8 protein-coding genes and 1 pseudogene are annotated in these 16731 nt (G+C 74.4%); 4 read left to right on the top strand and 5 right to left on the bottom strand.

Going from position 1 to position 16731, the window contains the following annotated elements; genetic code table 11:
• Nucleotides 1–76 precede the first annotated feature (76 nt).
• From ACZ5DC_RS33275 to ACZ5DC_RS33285, 3 genes and pseudogenes are all read right to left on the bottom strand, one after another.
• A complete protein-coding gene (locus tag ACZ5DC_RS33275; RefSeq protein ID WP_468658956.1) occupies nt 77–2833 on the bottom strand; it encodes an alkaline phosphatase family protein in 2757 nt (918 codons plus the stop codon).
• Nucleotides 2834–2887: 54 nt separating this feature from the next.
• Nucleotides 2888–4318 (bottom strand): ABC transporter permease, encoded by a 1431-nt coding sequence (locus ACZ5DC_RS33280; protein ID WP_468658958.1) that lies wholly within the window; start codon nt 4316–4318, stop codon nt 2888–2890.
• A gap of 494 nt (nt 4319–4812) precedes the next feature.
• Nucleotides 4813–5733 (bottom strand): annotated as a pseudogene (locus tag ACZ5DC_RS33285) (ABC transporter ATP-binding protein); the annotation flags it as partial.
• 298 nt (nt 5734–6031) lie between these two features.
• Here ACZ5DC_RS33285 and ACZ5DC_RS33290 point away from each other — a divergent pair.
• From ACZ5DC_RS33290 to ACZ5DC_RS33300, 3 genes are all read left to right on the top strand, one after another.
• Complete coding sequence (locus ACZ5DC_RS33290) at nt 6032–6769, top strand: S1 family peptidase (RefSeq protein WP_468658960.1); 738 nt, start codon at nt 6032–6034, stop codon at nt 6767–6769.
• Nucleotides 6770–6869: 100 nt separating this feature from the next.
• The gene (locus ACZ5DC_RS33295; RefSeq protein ID WP_468658962.1) at nt 6870–10049 is read left to right on the top strand and encodes an amidohydrolase family protein; all 3180 of its coding nucleotides are present in this window, start codon (nt 6870–6872) and stop codon (nt 10047–10049) included.
• A 95-nt stretch (nt 10050–10144) separates the two neighbouring features.
• Complete coding sequence (locus ACZ5DC_RS33300; protein WP_468658964.1) at nt 10145–10384, top strand: hypothetical protein; 240 nt, start codon at nt 10145–10147, stop codon at nt 10382–10384.
• 72 nt (nt 10385–10456) lie between these two features.
• Here the strand turns inward: ACZ5DC_RS33300 and ACZ5DC_RS33305 are convergent, their stop codons facing one another.
• Both ACZ5DC_RS33305 and ACZ5DC_RS33310 read right to left on the bottom strand, forming a co-directional pair.
• The gene (locus ACZ5DC_RS33305; RefSeq protein WP_468658966.1) at nt 10457–11470 is read right to left on the bottom strand and encodes a DMT family transporter; all 1014 of its coding nucleotides are present in this window, start codon (nt 11468–11470) and stop codon (nt 10457–10459) included.
• Complete coding sequence (locus ACZ5DC_RS33310; RefSeq protein ID WP_468658968.1) at nt 11467–12072, bottom strand: TetR/AcrR family transcriptional regulator; 606 nt, start codon at nt 12070–12072, stop codon at nt 11467–11469. Before ACZ5DC_RS33310 ends, ACZ5DC_RS33305 begins: the two co-directional genes overlap by 4 nt.
• 293 nt (nt 12073–12365) lie before the next feature.
• On the opposite strand from ACZ5DC_RS33310, the gene ACZ5DC_RS33315 reads away from it, so the two are divergent.
• The gene (locus ACZ5DC_RS33315) at nt 12366–16622 is read left to right on the top strand and encodes a carboxypeptidase regulatory-like domain-containing protein (RefSeq protein WP_468658970.1); all 4257 of its coding nucleotides are present in this window, start codon (nt 12366–12368) and stop codon (nt 16620–16622) included.
• The last annotated feature ends 109 nt before the right edge of the window (nt 16623–16731 follow it).

Genomic DNA, 16731 nt, shown 5'->3' on the forward strand with positions numbered 1-16731 from the left:
TGCCGGGCGGTCGGCCCGGCAGGGGTCCTCGGCGGTTCGGCGCGTGTCAGCCGTCAGGCTGCCGGCGGCCGGACCGTCAGCCGTCGGACTCCGCCGACGGGATGTAGGCGCCGGGCACGTCGTTCGGGGCGTAGATCTTCTTCTCGCCGGGGTACGGGCGCGCCCAGTTGTGGGTCTGGTACCAGGTGAGGTGGTTCATCTGGGCCGGGTTGGCGTAGTCGGGGATGGCGTGCGGGCCGGTCAGGTGCTGCTTGGCCTTCCAGGCGTCCCACGCGGCGGCGAGGGACTCCTTGCCGGCCGGCACCTTCGCCGACGGCACGGCCGCGGCCTTGGGGTCCTGGGCGGCGGGGGTGTCCACGCCGCAGGCCGGCGGGGTCTTCAACCCGTCGGTCAGCGAGGTGCGGTTGGGCAGGGCGGTGAACGGCGTGTAGTCGGGCTTGTGGGTGAACGCGCCCCGCATCGGGGTCGCCGCGCTGTCCTTCTGGTTCATCGGGTGGATCCCGAGGATCTGCTCGATGGTGCGGATCATCGTGATCTGCGAGTAGTAGTGGCTGTCGACGGTGCCGTGCTGGGCCCAGGGGCTGATGATCTGGACCGGGGCGCGGTGGCCGTCGACGTGGTCCAGGCCGGCCTGGGAGTCGTCCTCGACGACGAAGATCGCCGAGTCCTTCCAGTACTTGCTGTGCGAGATCTTGTCGATGATCTTGCCGGTGGCCAGGTCGTTGTCGGCGACCTGGGCGGCCGGGCTCGCCGGACCACCGGTGTGGTCGCTGGAGAGCCAGAACATGTTCAGGTTCGCCGGGCCGTTCTTCTCGAAGTCCTGCTTCCAGATCTGGTACCGGTACAGGTCCGGGACGCTGGTGTCGAACTTCGGGAAGCCGGGCACCGAGACGCTGTTGAGCGACGGGATCGGCGAGGACGAGTTCAGCGGGTAGGCGGTGGCCTGACCGGTGGCGTCCATGTTCTTGGCGTCGCAGTACAGGTTCTGCCAGCTGGCGCCGGACGGCTTCGTCAGGAACTGCTGGAACTCGCCGAAGTTGCGCACGGACTTGCCGGCCGCCTGCGCGCCCGACCACAGGAAGCCGGTCTTCTGGTGGCCGAGTGCGTCGTCCTCGGTGTCGTAACTGCGCTTGTACTCGCCGGCCGAGGACTCGGTGTACTCGGGGTTGTCGGCCTGCATGAGCCAGTTGTGGCCCTCGGCGGAGTTGGTTCCGATGTCGTAGGTGTTGTCGTACAGCCCGAACTGCTGCGCCAGCGCGTGCTGGTTGGGGGTGACGTTCTCGCCGAACTGCGTCAGCGACGGGTCGCCGTTGCCCTCGGGGACGTCACCGAGGACCTGGTCGTAGGTGCGGTTCTCCTTGACGATCAGGAAGACGTGCTTGATCGTCGACGGGTCGCCGATCCGCGTCGGGACCGGCTGCGCCTTGCCGTTGCCGTCGCCGTGGCCCTTGGCCAGCCGCACGGAGTCGGCGGTCCAGCCGTTCTGCTGGAAGACCTTGGCGGTCTGGGAGCGGATGACACGGTCGCTGGGCAGGGTGAACTGCGTCAGGCTGGAGGTCGTGTCATGGGTGCCGTGGCCGGCGGCCGCGGGGCGGCGCGCGTCGATGCCGCGGGTGTTGGAGACGACGACCTTCTTGCCCACGGTGGTGATCTCGGCGGGGAAGTAGTCCGTCGGCAGGAGGCCGACGTAGCTGACCGGCTCCTGCGGTGAGGTGTAGCGGTAGACGGCGACGGCGTTGGCGCGGCCGAGCGTCACCAGCAGCCGGCCGTCGTCGGTGAGGGTCACCGCGTCGGGCTCGTAGCCGACCGAGGCCTCCGGCCACGGCTGGGTGGAGATGGTCTGGACGACCTTGTCCTTGGCGGTGCTGATGACCGACACGTTGTTGTCGGCGGTGTTGGTGACGAACACCGCGCCGCGCTGGGCGTACACGGCGGTCGGGTGCAGGCCGACGTCGATGGTGCCGACGGCGGCGGACGGGTCGGCCAGGTCGATGACGCTGACGGTGCCGGTGGTGGTGGCGCCGGTCTTGGGGTCGGCCGGCACCTGGGTGCCGTAGGAGTTGAGCGTGGACTCGCCGGCCTTCGCGGGCCGGCCGCCCTCGTTGCTGACGTAGAGCTTGTCGCCGACCCGGGCCATGCCGCGCGGGGCGTTGCCCACCGTCCAGCTCTGCTTGACGGTGCCGGTCGCCGCGTCGATCGCGACCACCCGGTTCTGGCCGTTGACCGCGGCGTACACGGTGGAGCCGTCGGCCGAGAAGACGGCCGCGGCGGCCAGGGCCTGCTTGCTGCCGTCGGCCGGGATCTTGACGGCCACCGGGTTGGCGAGGGTGCCGTCCGGGTTCACGGTGAACTTGGTGTAGCCGTCGAGCTGGCCCAGCCACAACTGCTTGCCGTCGGGCGAGTACACCGGGCCTTCCTGGCCGACGGCGTTGCTGCTGATGCGCAGGTCGTCGGCGGCGTTGGTGCCGACGCGCTGCTTGATCTGCCCGGTCGCGAGGTCCACGACGACCAGCGAGGCGTCGCCGTCGGTGACCGAGGCGACGAGGTGGCCGCCGTCCGGGCTGACCGTGGAGGACATGATCTTGCCGTCGTCGATGACGAGGCGGTCGCCGTACGGGTCGATGTACTGGTCGGCGGAGACGACCTGGCCCTTGTCGGTGACCTGGCCGACCTGCTCGGTGCCGAACTGGCGGGTCTGGGCGACGGCGGTGCCGGTGGCCAGGGCGGCCGTGGTGATGCATGCCGTGACCAGGGTGGCCCGGCGGCTGACACGTCTGCCCAGCAGGTCGTAGTACTTCTTCTCGGCCTGCCGGCGGCGGCGTGTTATCTGCATGCGTCATTCCTCGGGATTCGGGAGGGAGTTGGGGGGTGGCCGGGAAGGGAAGGTTCAGGGGGTCCGGGAGTCCGGGGAGGCGGAGAGCAGGTCGACGTGGCCGTCGAACTGCCACAGCGGGTTCGGTGCGTCTCCGGTGGAGGTGCGCACCACGAAGTAGCCGTTGACTTCCTTCGGTCCGTCGCCGTCGGCGACGAACCGCCCGTCCGCCGTGATGTCGAGCTGGTAGACGGCCGACCCGGTGGCCGCGACGCCCGGCAGGTGCCAGGAGACGACGCACCGCCAGTCGTTGCCAGGGCCCTGCGCGCCGTCCTGGACACCGGCCTTGGTGCACGCCGCCGAGGTCCTCAACTGCGCCTCGGTGACGGCGGGCCGGTGGAGCTGGTCGGTCTGCAGGCGGTACAGGTGGGCGAACTCCGTGGCGAGCGCGCGCTCCACCTTGGCCTGCTCGATCCCGGAGCCCGTGGCCGTGGTCGTCGCCGCCACGACCGCGACGGTCACGCCGAGCAGCGCCGCGAGCGGCAGGGCCGCCGTGGCGACCGCGCGGCGCGCCGAGCCGTCGTCGGTGGGGTTGGTGAAGTCGCGCCGCAGGAAGAGGACATAGGCCAGCGCCGTCGCCGTCACGGCCCACAGGAGACTGACAACGATGCCGATCAGGAGCGGGGCCGGCTGCGCCGGGCCGGTGAACAGGCCGTTCCAGGTGAGGAAGGCGTCGCCGGGCAGGGCGAGGCGCAGGGCGACGGGGAGCGGCAGCATCTGGGCGAGCTGCATCGCGAGCGCGACGAGCGCGGGCAGCAGCAGACCCATCGGGGAGCGGCCCAGTACGACCGAGCCGAGCAGCCCGATCCCGGCGAGGGCCAGGGTCGGGGCGAGCACAGCGGTCCAGGCGGCCAGGACGGTGCCGGCGGCGTCCCCCGGCGTGAGCAGGTGGCCGTCGAGGCCGACCAGCGGCTGATTGCCGACCGCGACCAGCCCGCCGGCCGTGCTGGAGACGGCCAGCCCGGCCACGAGCAGCAGGATGACGGTGAGGCCGGCCAGTGCCTTCGCCGCGAAGATCCGCCGGGGCGAGCGGACGGCGACGAGGAGGTGGCGCCAGGTGCCGAGCCGGTCCTCGGCGGCGAACACGTCGCCGGCGACGACGGAGGTGAGCAGCGGCAGCGCCCAGGTGCCGGCGAAGCCGAGCGTCACCAGCGGGCCGGCCCATCCGGTGGCGTGCATCCAGCGGCCGAAGAGGGTGTCCGTGGGCAGCGTGCTCTGCCCGCTCACCCCGGCGACGAAGAGCGCCGGCACGATCCAGCAGGCGAGGAGCAGCAGGCGGACGCGCCACTGGGAGAGGAGTTTGACGACTTCGAAGCGGTAGCTCCGGGCAACTGTGACGCGGCCTGATGCGGTGGTGTGCGCGAGGGGTACGGCGGTGGGGGCCGGGGCCGGGGGTGTGGCGGGCGTCGGGGATGTGGTCGCGGTGGGGGTCGGCGGTGCGGTCATCGACCGGTCTCCTGCTGCTGGGCGACGGACTTCTGGGGGGCGTCCTGCTGCGGACGCTCGACGCCGTCCCGTTGCCGGGTGCCGGCACGGTTCCGCCGGCGGGGGGCGGCGTCATCCCACTGCGGGGGCTCGGAACCGTCCAACCGCTGGGGCCCGACGCCGTCCAACTGCTGGGCGGCGGCGCCGTCCCGTTGCCCGGCGTGAGCGGCATCCCGCTGCGGAGTCTCGACGCCCGCCAACTCCTGGGCCTCGGCACCGCCCCGCCGGCGGGCGTCGACGCCGTCCCGTTGCCGGGCTTCGGCACCGTCCCACTGCTGGGCCTCGGCACCGCCCCGCCGGCGGGTGTCAGCGGCACCCCGTCGCCCGGTGCCGGCGCCATCCCGCTGCGGGCCCTCGGCGCCCTCCAACTCCTTGACTTCGGCACCGCCCCGCTGCCAGCCGACGGAGTCATCCCGCTGCCAGGCGCCGGAGTCGCCCCGTTGTCCGCCGGCGGGTTCCGTCAGGGACAGGAACGCCGCCTCCAACGGGGAGACCAGCGGCGCGAGTTCGCGCAGGGCGATGCCCTCGTGGACGAGCCGCGCCACCAGCTCGTCGAGGGCGGGCACCAGCGCGCTGAGCACCAGCGCCTCGTCTCCCCGGCGTCCCGTGGCGTCGTCGGCCAGGCGGATGCCGGGCGCGTCGGCGGCCAGCCGACGTGCGCGCTCCGGGTCGGACGTGACCAGCCGGTAGTCGAGTTCACCGTTCCCGGCGGCCAGTTCGCCCAGCGGCCCGGAGAAGACGACGCGTCCGGTGGCGAGGATGGTGACCTCGGAGCACAGGGCCTCCAGGTCGTCCATCCGGTGGCTGGAGAGCACGACGCTCGTGCCCTCCCGGGCGAGCCGGGCGAGGACACCGTGGACGTGTTTCTTCCCGGCCGGGTCCAGGCCGTTGGAGGGCTCGTCCAGGATGAGCAGCCGCGGCCGGGCGAGCAGGGCCGCGGCGAGGCCGAGCCGTTGCCGCATGCCCAGGGAGAAGCCGCGGGTGCGCTCGTCGGCGACGTCCGTGAGCCCGACCTGTGCGAGGGCGTCGTCGATCCCCGCGGACCGCGTGTCGTCGCCGCGCAGGGCGGCGAGCGCGGCGAGGTTCTGCCGGGCGGTGAGCGAGGGGTACAGCCCCGGCCCGTCCACGAACCCGGAGACACCGCCGGGGGCTTCGAACGCGCGGCCCACCGGCATGCCGAGGATCTCCAGGCTGCCGCTGTCGGCCACGGCGAGGCCGAGGAGGAGGCCGAGCAGCGTCGTCTTGCCGGCACCGTTGGGGCCGACCAGGCCGTGGATCTGCCCCCGCGGCACCTCCAGATCCACGCCGTCGAGCGCGACGACCTCACCGAAACACTTGGTGATGCCGCGCGCCCGGATCGCGAGCTGTGCGTCCATGAGCCCCTTCTTTCGGAAAGCCTCATGGACCCTAGGAAGCTCACACGACACCGACAGCGATCCCCGGTTGAACGCTCAGGGAACGGAAAACCAAACGCGAGTCAACCGGCGTCCGGAGCGCCTGCGGTCGTCCCCGTATGGGCGTTCTGCCCGGACGTTCTGACCGGACGTCAGCACCGAGGGAACCGTTCTGTTCCCGGAGTGCACGGATCGCGCGGTCGCGGAACCGCCCGGGCGGCCCTTCGCTCTTGCCGGACGCCTGCAACCGGCAGCCACCGAACCCAACCGAGGACACCCCATGTTGAGCAAGACGCGTGTACAGGGCGCGATCGCGGCGATCGGCGCGTTCATCGCCTTCTTCCTGGCGACGGCGGAACCCGCTTCGGCCATCCAGGGAGGCACGGTCAGCAAGCACGGCCCGTGGGCGGTGCGCGTCTACATCGACGGAGAGCCGTCCTGCACGGGCACCGTCGTCGCCCCCGAGTGGGTGATCACCGCCGGTCACTGCGTCCGCTACGACAACTGGGACATCACGTTCCGCGTCGGCAGTCTCGACCAGCGGCACGGGAAGACCGTGCGTCGCGTCGCGAACGGCACGGTGTTCGCGCCCGGGGCCGACGTGGCCCTCGTACGGGTGCCCCGCCTGGACGTCGAGCCCCTCGCGGTGGGAACCGGCGACCGCGTGAAGGTGGGGCGCGGTGTGCGGTCCTACGGCTGGGGGGCCACGTGCGCGCCGCCGCGCAGCGAGGCCTCGTGCCAGTCGAACGTGCTCAAGCAGGCGCAGGTCACGATCGTCAGGCACACGGACCCGCGGTGCGATCTGCTCGCGGGGACCGGGGACTTCTGCGTCCAGCGCGGTACCGGCCTGCCGGCGGGCGGTGACTCGGGTGGCCCGGCGACGGCGTTCGACAAGGCGGGCCGAGAGGTGCTCGTGGGCGTCCTGTCCGCGTCGGACCGGGCGCAGGTCGCCTCGTTCGGAGACGTCACGCGCCTGCGCTCGTGGATCAAGTGGGTCGTCCGCACCGGGGGTCACTAGCGGGGCCCGACGCCGCGACGGGCGCGGCTGCCGGGGCCGTACGGCCGCCGTTGCCATAATGCGGACGCCGGTGCGTTGTCCGTCCGACGGAAGGCCGCCCATGGAGCAGCGCTCAGCAGTGTCCCGTCGCGGTGTCCTCACGGCGGGACTCGGCGCCGCCGCGGTGGCGTTGCCGGCCGGGGCCGGCACGGCGTCCGCGTCCCCGGCCCGTCGTACGGGCGCGGTGGCCGGCGGCCGGACCCTGCGGTTCACCGAGGGCACCAACGCGTCCGTGGCCGTCTCGCCGGACGGCGGACGCCTGATCGTCGAGGTGCAGGGCGTGCTGTGGTCGCTGCCCCGGACGGGCGGCGCGGCGGCGGCGCTGACCGGGCCTGGGCTGGAACCGGCCCGGGTGGCCTGGTCGCCGGACGGTTCCCGGCTCGCCGTCTGCGCCTATCAGGGCGGCGGGTTCCACGTGTGGACGATGGCGCCGGACGGTTCCCGTCGGCGCAGGCTGACGTCCGGGCCGTGGGACGACCGGGGCGTCAGCTGGTCGCCCGACGGAAGCCGGATCGCGTTCGCGTCCGAGCGGGGCGGGGACGCCGTACGCGGCGGCTCGTACTCCGTCTGGACGGTGGACGTGCGCACCGGTGAGCTGACGCGGCTCACCCAGGACGCCGGGGTGGAGGACCACGACCCGGCCTGGCACCCCGACGGCGGCACGGTGGTCTTCGTCCGGGCCGGCGCCGACGGGGCACGCACGCTGGCCTGCGTCCCCGCCGGGGGCGGCAGCGTCACGGTGCTGCGCACGGTCGGCGCGGGAACGCTCGTGGGGCCCGCCGTCTGCGCGGACGGCCGGGTCGCCTGTGTGCGGGTGGACGACGCCCCGCAGGGGGCGCACGCGGCGCGCTCCACGCTGCTGGTGGACGGCGAGCCCCTCACGGACGGCGAGGACGTCTCCCCGCTGCCGCCCTCCTGGACGGCGGACGGCGAGCTGTTCTACGTGGCGGACGGGCAGGTCAGGGTGCGGCGGCCGGGCACGGCCGGCGGCGGCCCGCGGACGGTTCCGTTCGTGGCGGAACTGCCGGTGCCGCGGCCGGGCGGGTCCCGCAAGCGGTACGACTTCGACTCGGTGGCCCGGCGTCCGGTGCGGGGCGTGCACCTGCCGGTCCTCTCCCCCGACGGCGCGTCCGTGGCGTTCGTCGCGCTCGGCGCCCTGTGGGTGATGCCGGTGGGCGGTGGCCGTCCGCGCAGGCTGGTGCAGGCGCCGCCGTCCGCCTACGCGCAGATGCCGTCCTGGGCGCCGGACGGGCGGAGCGTCCTGTACTGCCGGGAGAGCGGGCCGGACGGCGACGGGCTGATCGGTGTGCGCCGGTTCCGGCTCGACGGCGGCCGGGAGGAGGTGCTGGCGACGGGGGGACGCCTCAACCCGGTGCTCTCCCCCGACGGCACCCGGCTCGCCTGCCAGGACTCCACCGGCAACCTGCTCGTCCGTGACCTGGCCACCGGCGCGGAGCGGAACCTCGCCGCCCCCCTGGGCGCGGGCGGGCTGCCGGGCCGGGCGAGCTGGTCGCCCGACGGGCGGTACCTGGCGTTCAGTGACCGCAACCGGCTCAACCGACGGTTCCGCGAGGGCTACAACGTCATCCGGGTCGTGGACACCGCGACCGGGCGGTGGAACGCGTATCTGCCGGCCGCGCACGCCTCGCTGTCCGACCGCGGCAACAGCGGTCCCGTGTGGTCGCCGGACGGCACGGCCATGGCGTTCGTCATGGAGTCCGCGCTGTGGGTGATGCCGGTACGCCCGGACGGCTCGCCCGCCGGTGATCCCCGGCGCCTGACCGACGAGGCCGCCGACCATCCTTCCTGGTCGGGGGATTCGCGCGCCCTGCTGTACGAGGCGAGCGGGCGGCTCAGGCTGGTTTCACGCGACGGCTCCGGCCGGCGTGACGTCCCGGTGCCGCTCACCTACCGGCGGCGGCTGCCGTCCCGCTCCGACACCGTCCGGGTGCACGCCGGACGGCTGTGGGACGGGACGGGCGAGTCACCCCGGGACGACGTGGACCTGGTCGTCCGCGGCCACCGCATCGCCGCCGTCGAACCCCACCGGGCGCGGGCCCGCGGCGGCGAACGGGTCATCGACGCCTCCGCCTCCACCGTCGTGCCGGGGCTGTGGGACTCCCACACCCACCCGTGGCAGTACACCTACGGCGGCCGGCAGGGCAGCCTCATGCTCGCCTACGGCATCACCACCAGCGTCTCCCTCGGCGGCTTCGCCCACGAGGCCGTCCGCATCCGGGAGTCGGTGGCGGCCGGCCGTATGACCGCACCGCGTCTGTTCGCCACCGGTGAGCTGATCGACGGCAGCCGGGTCGCCTACAGCATGGCCCGCGCGCACCGGACGCGGGAGGGTCTGGAGCGGACCCTGCGCCGGGCGGTCGCGCTCGACGCCGACTTCGTCAAGACCTACGTCCGCGCGTCCGCCTCGGTCATGCGGGAGGCCGCCCGCATCGCCCACCGGGACCTCGGCGTCCTCGCCGGCAGCCACTTCCTGTCCCCCGGGGCCGCCGTCGGCCAGGACCTCACCACCCATCTCCAGGCCACCCAGCGCACCGAGTACGGCCACGCCCTCAGCCCCACCGGCCACTGCTACCAGGACGTCCACGAGACGTACCGGGGCGGCGGCTTCGCGCTCGTCGCCACCCCGTTCACCGCGCTCGCCCAGCTCGGCGCCGATCCCTCGCTCGCCGACGACACCCGCGTCACGAGGCTCGCCGCGCCGTGGGACGCCGCGCTGGTGCGCAGGCTGGCGCGGACACCGCCCGGCGCGGCGGCCACGCGGGCCCTGGAGCGGGAGACGGCCGTCTACCGGCGCGTCCTCGACGACGGCGGGGCGCTCGCCCTGGGCACGGACGCGCCCCTGACCCCCCTGGGCCTCCACCTCCACCTCGCGCTGCGGGCCCTGCACCGCTTCGGCGGCCTGTCCGTCGCGCAGGCGCTGCGCACGGCGACGGCCGTCCCGGCCCGGCTGTTCGGGGTCGCGGACGATCTGGGCACCCTGGAGCCGGGGAAGCTCGCCGACCTCACGGTGATCGACGGCGATCCGTTCCGCGACGTCGACGACCTGGTGCGCACCTCCTGGGTCATGCGGGACGGCGTGGTGCACCGCCGCGAGGACCTGGTGAACGCCTTCCCGGCCGGCCCGCCGGCACCGTCCGGCCCGGCACACGCCGACTGGCTCGACGTCAGCCGGCGGCTGCGCCGTGAACCCTGCTGTTCGGAGCACACCGTCGGGCCGTAGGCCCGCCGCGGGGCGGCCGGCGGGCGGCCGTCCCGGGCGCGGGCGGCGGCATGCGCTGACGGGCGTCCCGGTGATGCTCTGCATAGCATCCTTATGTGACAGACATTCCGGACGAATTGGTCGCGCTGGAACGTGCCTGTGAAGCGGAGCGCGCGAAGCTGGCCGGCCTGTGCGGTGAGGAGTACGACGTCCAGTGGCGGGCGTGGCGAGGGGCGACCGAGGCGTTCCACACCGCCCTGACGGCGTACGCGGCGCGCGAGGGCGGGTCGCGGTACGAGCTGGAACAGTGCGTGAAGAAGGCGGTGCGGAGCACGCAGGAGGATCCGGCGCCGTAGCCGGCCGCCCCCTGACGGCACGGCCCGGAGCCGCTCGTCCCTCCGCCGGCGGGGGGCGGGACACGCCCGCGCTCAGTCTGCCGCCTGGTCCCGGACCGCGGTGAGACCGGCCGTGACCGAAGGTGCCGCGTCGGGGACCGGTCCGGCCGGGTCCCCGGAGTGCCGCCGCCGGCGGGGGGCGGCGGTGAGGACCGCGAGGCAGGCGATGACCAGTGCTGTGCCCGCCCAGCCCGCGCCGGGCAGGCGTTCGCCGACGACCAGGACGGCGAGTACGGCCGCCACGGCCGGTTCCAGCAGGGAGAGCGTGGTGGCGGTGCTGGCGGGCACGTGCGCGAGACCCCAGCCGAACAGGACGTAGCCGGCGAACATGGGGATGACGGCCATGTACGTGCCGACCGCCGCGTTGGACCAGGAGGCGACGAGCGGGGCGCCAGTGACCAGGAGGACGGGCAGGAGGAACAGTCCGCCGAGCCCGAAGACCGCGCCCATCGCCGCGCGGGAGGGGATCCCGCGGCTGATGAGCCGGTGAGCCGCCCAGGAGTAGAGGGCGTAGGTGGCGGCGGCGACCAGGCCGAGGCTCACGCCGAGCAGCGTGGCCGCCATGGACGCCCGGCCCGTGCCGTCGTCCGCGTGCGCGGCCTCGGCGACGCACAGCAAGGCGGTGCCGAGCAGGCCGAGGGCGGCGGCGGCCGTCCAGCGGCGGGTGAGCCGGCGGCCGTCCACGACCCGTTCGATCACGGCCGAGGCGAGCGGGGCGGTGCCGAGCGACACGACGGTGCCGACGGCGACTCCGGCCAGGTGCATCGAGCTGTAGAACGCCAGGGGGTACACCGCGACGGAGGCCGCGCCGAGCAGCACCGTGCCGCGCCGTTCGCGCAGGCGGGACGCGTGGCGGGCGATCCCCGGGGCGGCGACGAGGGCCTGGAGGAGGCCGCCCAGGCCCATGGCGACGGCGCCGATGGCGAGCGGGCCGACCTGCGGGGCGAACGTGGCGGCCGTACCCGTCGTGCCCCACAGGACGGAGGCCGCCAGCACGCAGAGGGCGCCCGTCCCGGCGGACCGGCCGGGTCCGGCGGGCCGGCTCACAGCCGGTCCAGCAGGGCGGCGGCCATCGCGCGGGCGTGCCGGAGGCGGGCGCCGTCGCCCTCCAGACCGGCGCGGGCCATCGCGCCCTCCAGGAGGAAGGCGAGGTGCTCGGCCGTCGCGCGGGCCTCCCCGGGCCGCTCGGGCAGCAGTTCCTCCAGGTGGCCGGCGATCAGCCGCTCGACCTCCTCCTTGTGGGCGCGCACCACGGCCCGGCCCTCGTCGCCGGCCGGCAGCTCGGCGGCGGCGTTGAGGAGTCCGCAGCCACGGAAGCCGTGCTCGTAGGCGAAGGCCGCGTGGTCGGCGTAGGCGTCGAACACGGCCAGCACGCCGTCCCGTGGGCCCCGGGCGTGCTCCAGCCGGGCCCGGTACAGGCCGAGCCACTCCTCGTGCCGGGCGTCCAGGTAGGCCCTGACCAGGTCGGCCTTGGAGGAGAAGTTGTTGTAGAGGCTCATCTTCGCCACGCCGGCCTCGGTGGTGATCGTGTCGATGCCGGTCGCCGCCACGCCGTCGGCGTAGAAGCGGCGGGCCGCCGCCGCGAGGAGGCGTTCGCGGGCCGGGCGCCGGCGCGCGCCGTCCGGGGTGCTCACATCGGTTCCCCTCATCACGGTCCAGACTAGGTAGGTCGGTCTACCCAGAGTAGGTCACACGAGTGACCCCGTCCACCTGGGCACGAGACCCCGTCCCCCTGAGCTGATCAGCCCGCGAGCACGGCATGGGCGACGGCGGCCGGGTAACGGGGGCGTGAATACGTCACGGCGGCAAGACGCCAGAGGCAGCGCATTGACGGGTCCGGTCTGCCGGGTGATCTTTCTTCTCACCGGCGAACCCCCTTGGCCGACACCGCAGTCGGACCGGTTCCGCTTCCAAGCCCGCCTCCCTCCCCCGGAGTTGTCCCGTGCGTAGACCTCCCGTCCCGCGCCCCGGCCGTGGCCGCGCGAGACCCGTCCTGGGCGCGGTCACGGCCGTGCTGCTGGCCGCGCTCACGCCCCAACCGGCCGCCGCCGCGGCGGCATCGGCCACCCCCGCCGCGACCCCGGCGGCGTCCTCCTTCCCCGCGACTCCCGGCACCCCCGACACCGAGGCCCTGTGCGGCACCCCCCGTCCGGGACACTTCGGCTGCTTCGCCGTCCGCCGTACCGGCGCCCCGAAGACACGTGTGCGCGCCGACGGCACGGTCACACCCGAGGGCTACGGCCCGGCGGACCTCCGCTCGGCTTACTCCCTGCCCGCCGACGGCGGCGCCGGCGCGACGATCGCGATCGTCGACGCGTACGACAACCCGCGCGCCGAGCAGGACCTCGCCACCTACCGCGCGCAGTACGGGCTGCCCGCCTGCACCGCGGACGACGGCTGCTTCCGCAAGACCGACCAGCGCGGCGGGGCGGACTACCCGGTGTCCGACGACGGCTGGGCGGGGGAGATCTCCCTCGACCTGGACATGGTGTCGGCGGTGGCGCCCAAGGCGCACATCCTGCTCGTGGAGGCCGACAGCACCGCGACGGACGACCTGGGCGCCGCGGTCAACACGGCGGTCGCGCTCGGCGCCCGTTACGTGTCCAACTCCTACGGCGCCTACCACGAGGACGCGAGCCTGCCCGCCCTGGACGCCGCGTACTTCGACCACCCCGGCACCGCGCTGCTCTTCAGCTCCGGTGACAACGGCTACGGCGTCAGTTACCCCGCCTCCTCCCCGCTCGTGACCTCGGTCGGCGGCACCTCGCTGACCCGGGACCCGGGTACGGCCCGCGGCTGGTCGGAGAAGGTCTGGAACACCGTCGTCACCTCCCCCTCGGGCCAGCCGTCCTGGGGCGCCACCGGGTCGGGCTGCTCGGCGGTCGAGCTCAAGCCGTCGTTCCAGCCGGACACGGGCTGCGCGGGCCGTTCGGTCGCGGACGTCAGCGCGGTCGCCGACCCTTCGACCGGCGTGGCCGTCTACAACAGCTTCTCCGACGCCGGCTGGAACGTGTACGGCGGCACCAGCGCCTCCGCTCCCATCATCGCGGGCGTCTACGCGCTGGCCGGCACCCCGGCCGAGGGCACCTACCCCGCCTCCTACCCCTACCTCACCCCGGGCGCCCTGCACGACGTCACCGAGGGCGACGACGCGAGCTGCGGCGACTCCGGACTGTGCGGTTCCGGCCCGGCCCCGCACTGCGACCCGGCGAAGAGCTGCACCGCCGGCCCCGGTTACGACGGGCCGACCGGCCTCGGCACACCCGACGGCCTGGCCGCCTTCCGGCCCGGGGCGCACGGCACCGTCTCCGGCACGGTCACCGACCGCGCGAGCGGCAGGCCGATCCCCGGCGCCACCGTACGCCTGGGGGACTACCACACCCTGTCCGGCGCCGACGGCACCTGGTCACTGGTCGTACCGCCCGGCACGTACCGGCTGACCGTGAGCACCTTCGGCTACGCCGAGAAGGACCTCGGAGAGATCGAGGTGGCCGACGGCGCCCAGGTCCGCGGCGACGCGGCGCTGGACGCCATACCCACCGTGACTCTCTCCGGCAGCGTCCGCGACGGCGGCGGACACGGCTGGGGCGTGTACGCCCGGCTGACCGTCGACGGAGTGCCCGGGACCGCGTTCACCGACCCGGCGACCGGCCACTACGCGATCCGGCTGCCCCGCGGGGCGAAGTACACCGTGCGGGCCACCGGCCTGTACCCCGGGTACCGGCCCGCCACCGTCGAGGCCGACCTGAGGTCGGCCGGGCGCACCGCGGACCTCGAACTGCCGCTCACCGGCACCGGCGTCCTCCCGCCCGGTTACGCGGTCTCCTACCACGGCGGCGGCCTCCAGCCCTTCGACAAGGCCGCCGCGCCCGACGGCTGGAGCGTGGTCGACCACACCGGCGCCGGCGGCTGGGACTTCGGCGACCCGCTCACCCGCGGCAACCAGACCGGCGGCGAGGGCCGCTTCGCCCAGACCGACGACTACGCCCTCGGCTGGGCCCCCGTCGACACCGAACTCATCAGTCCCGCCTACGACTTCTCGGCCCTCACCCACCCGGCCCTGGAGTTCGACACGGCGCTGCCCGGCAGCTACCGCTTCAACGACCCGACCGCCGACGTCGACGTCAGCACCGACTCCGGGGCCACCTGGGAGAACGTCTGGCACCACACGGACGTCGTGAACGGCCCCGCGCACGAGAAGGTGGCGCTCACCCAGTACGCGGGCGAGAAGTCCGTACGCGTCCGGTTCCACTACACCGGCTCCCTGACCGGCTTCTGGCAGGTCGACAACGTGGCCCTCGGCGCCCGCACCCTGGACGTCGTGCCCGGCGGCCTGCTGACCGGTCATGTCCGGGACGACCACACGGGTGCCGGTGTCCTCGGCGCGACGGTCGCCGCCCGCCGCACCCCCGCCGACAGCGGCCGGAGCATCGCCTCCCCGGGCGACCCGGCCGTGGGCGACGGCCTGTACTGGGCCTTCTCCTCCGGCGCCGGCCGGCAGGAGTTCACCGCGGACCTGGCCGGGTTCGGCTATCCGGCGCAGACCCGCGCGGTACAGGTCCGTGCGGACGCCGTGACGACCGCCGACTTCCGGCTGAGTCCGGCGAAGCTGGAGGTCAAGCCGTCCGCGATCGGCGTCACCGTGCCCTGGGGCACGAAGAGCGACATCACCGTACGGCTCCGCGACAACGGCAGCGCCCCCGCCACGGTCACCCTCGGCGAGCAGAACGTCAGGGCCGGGACCACCGCCACCGCCGAGGGCGCCCCGCGCAGGCGCGCGGCCACCGGGGCCGGCCCGCTGGACACACCCCGCACCACCACGGCAAACCCCGCAGCGGCCACCGCAACCGCCGACCCGGCGTGGCAGCCGGTCACGGACCTTCCCGAGGGCACCGCGGGCGGCATCGCCGCCGCCTACCACGGCGTCGTCTACACCGGACTCGGTGCGACCCCCGACGGCCGGTGGAGCAACGCCCTGCGCTCCTACGACCCGGCCACCGGCGCCTGGAAGACCCTGGCCCCGGCCGCGACCAGGCGGTACGAGGCGGCGGCCGGCTTCATCCGCGGCAAGCTGTACGTGACCGGCGGCAAGAACGCCGCCGGACAGCCCGTCGCGGGCGGCGAGGTCTACGACCCGGCGACCGACTCCTGGTCGGCGATCGCCGACGAGCCCGTCGCCTACGCCGCTTCGGCCGCGGCGGTCGTCGGGGACAAGCTGTACGTCATCGGCGGCTGCGCGCAGTTCAGCTGCGGCAGCGGTGACGTACAGGTCTACGACCCGGCCACCGACACCTGGTCCTCCGGTCCGGCCTACCCCACGCCGACCTCGTGGCAGACCTGCGGCACCGTCGACGCGACCGTGTACTGCGCGGGCGGAGTCTCGCAGAGTGACGGCGGCACGCCGCGGGCGACCGCCGTCGGCTACGCCCTGGACGCCGGCGCCGGCCGCTGGACGCCCATCGCCGACCCGCCCGTCGACACCTGGGGCGCGGCCGGCGCCACCGCCGGGGGCCGCCTGCTGACGGCGGGCGGCATCCTGACCGGCGCCGGCGCCCTCACCAACGAGGCGTACGCCTACGACCCCGTCGCCGACACCTGGACCGCGCTGCCCAACCTGCCGCAACCGCTGTACGCGGCGGCGTCCGCGCCGGGCTGGTACGTGCTGGGCGGGCAGGGCGCGGAGGGCGTCGTCCGGTCCGGCGCCCAGGTGCTGCCGGGCTGGGACGCCCCGCACGCGGACGTGCCGTGGCTCGGCGAGAAGCCCGGGACGACGACCGTCGCCGCCGGCCGGACGGTCCGGCTGACGGTGACCGCCGACGCCCGCGCGATGGGGCCGGCCGACGCGGGCGTCCACCGGGCACGGCTGGTCATCGACAGCGACAGCCCGTACGGCGCCGTGACCGTCCCGGTCACCATGACGGTGGTGCCGCCGCGGGGCGCGGTCCACCTCACCGGCACGGTGACGGGGGCGGGTCCGTCGGCGGCGCCGCTCGCCGGGGCGAGGGTGCAGGTCACCGCGAGGGGCGCGACCCACACCCTGAGCACCGCCGTGGACGGCCGCTACGAGGTGTGGCTCATGGACGCGCCCGGCACGATCGGCGTCATCGCGGACGCCGGGGGCCACCGGACCGGACGGCGCACCGTACACCCGCACGGCGCGGCCACCGTCACCGCCGACCTCGCCCTCACCAGGCGGTAACCGGCACGACGACACCGTGGGGCCGGCCGGACACCCGGCCGGCCCCACGGTCACACCCGGTCGAGCGGTTCCGCGAGCGGGCTCGTGCGCCGTTCCGGGCGATCACCGG

Source organism: Streptomyces sp. NPDC031445, assembly GCF_055581365.1.

Bases quoted from the DNA above. Each gene is read 5' to 3' on its own strand.
- ACZ5DC_RS33280 (WP_468658958.1), bottom strand. From the start codon at position 4,318: ATGACCGCACCGCCGACCCCCACCGCGACCACATCCCCGACGCCCGCC.
- ACZ5DC_RS33310 (WP_468658968.1), bottom strand. From the start codon at position 12,072: ATGAGGGGAACCGATGTGAGCACCCCGGACGGCGCGCGCCGGCGCCCG.
- ACZ5DC_RS33275 (WP_468658956.1), bottom strand. From the start codon at position 2,833: ATGCAGATAACACGCCGCCGCCGGCAGGCCGAGAAGAAGTACTACGAC.
- ACZ5DC_RS33295 (WP_468658962.1), top strand. From the start codon at position 6,870: ATGGAGCAGCGCTCAGCAGTGTCCCGTCGCGGTGTCCTCACGGCGGGA.
- ACZ5DC_RS33290 (WP_468658960.1), top strand. From the start codon at position 6,032: ATGTTGAGCAAGACGCGTGTACAGGGCGCGATCGCGGCGATCGGCGCG.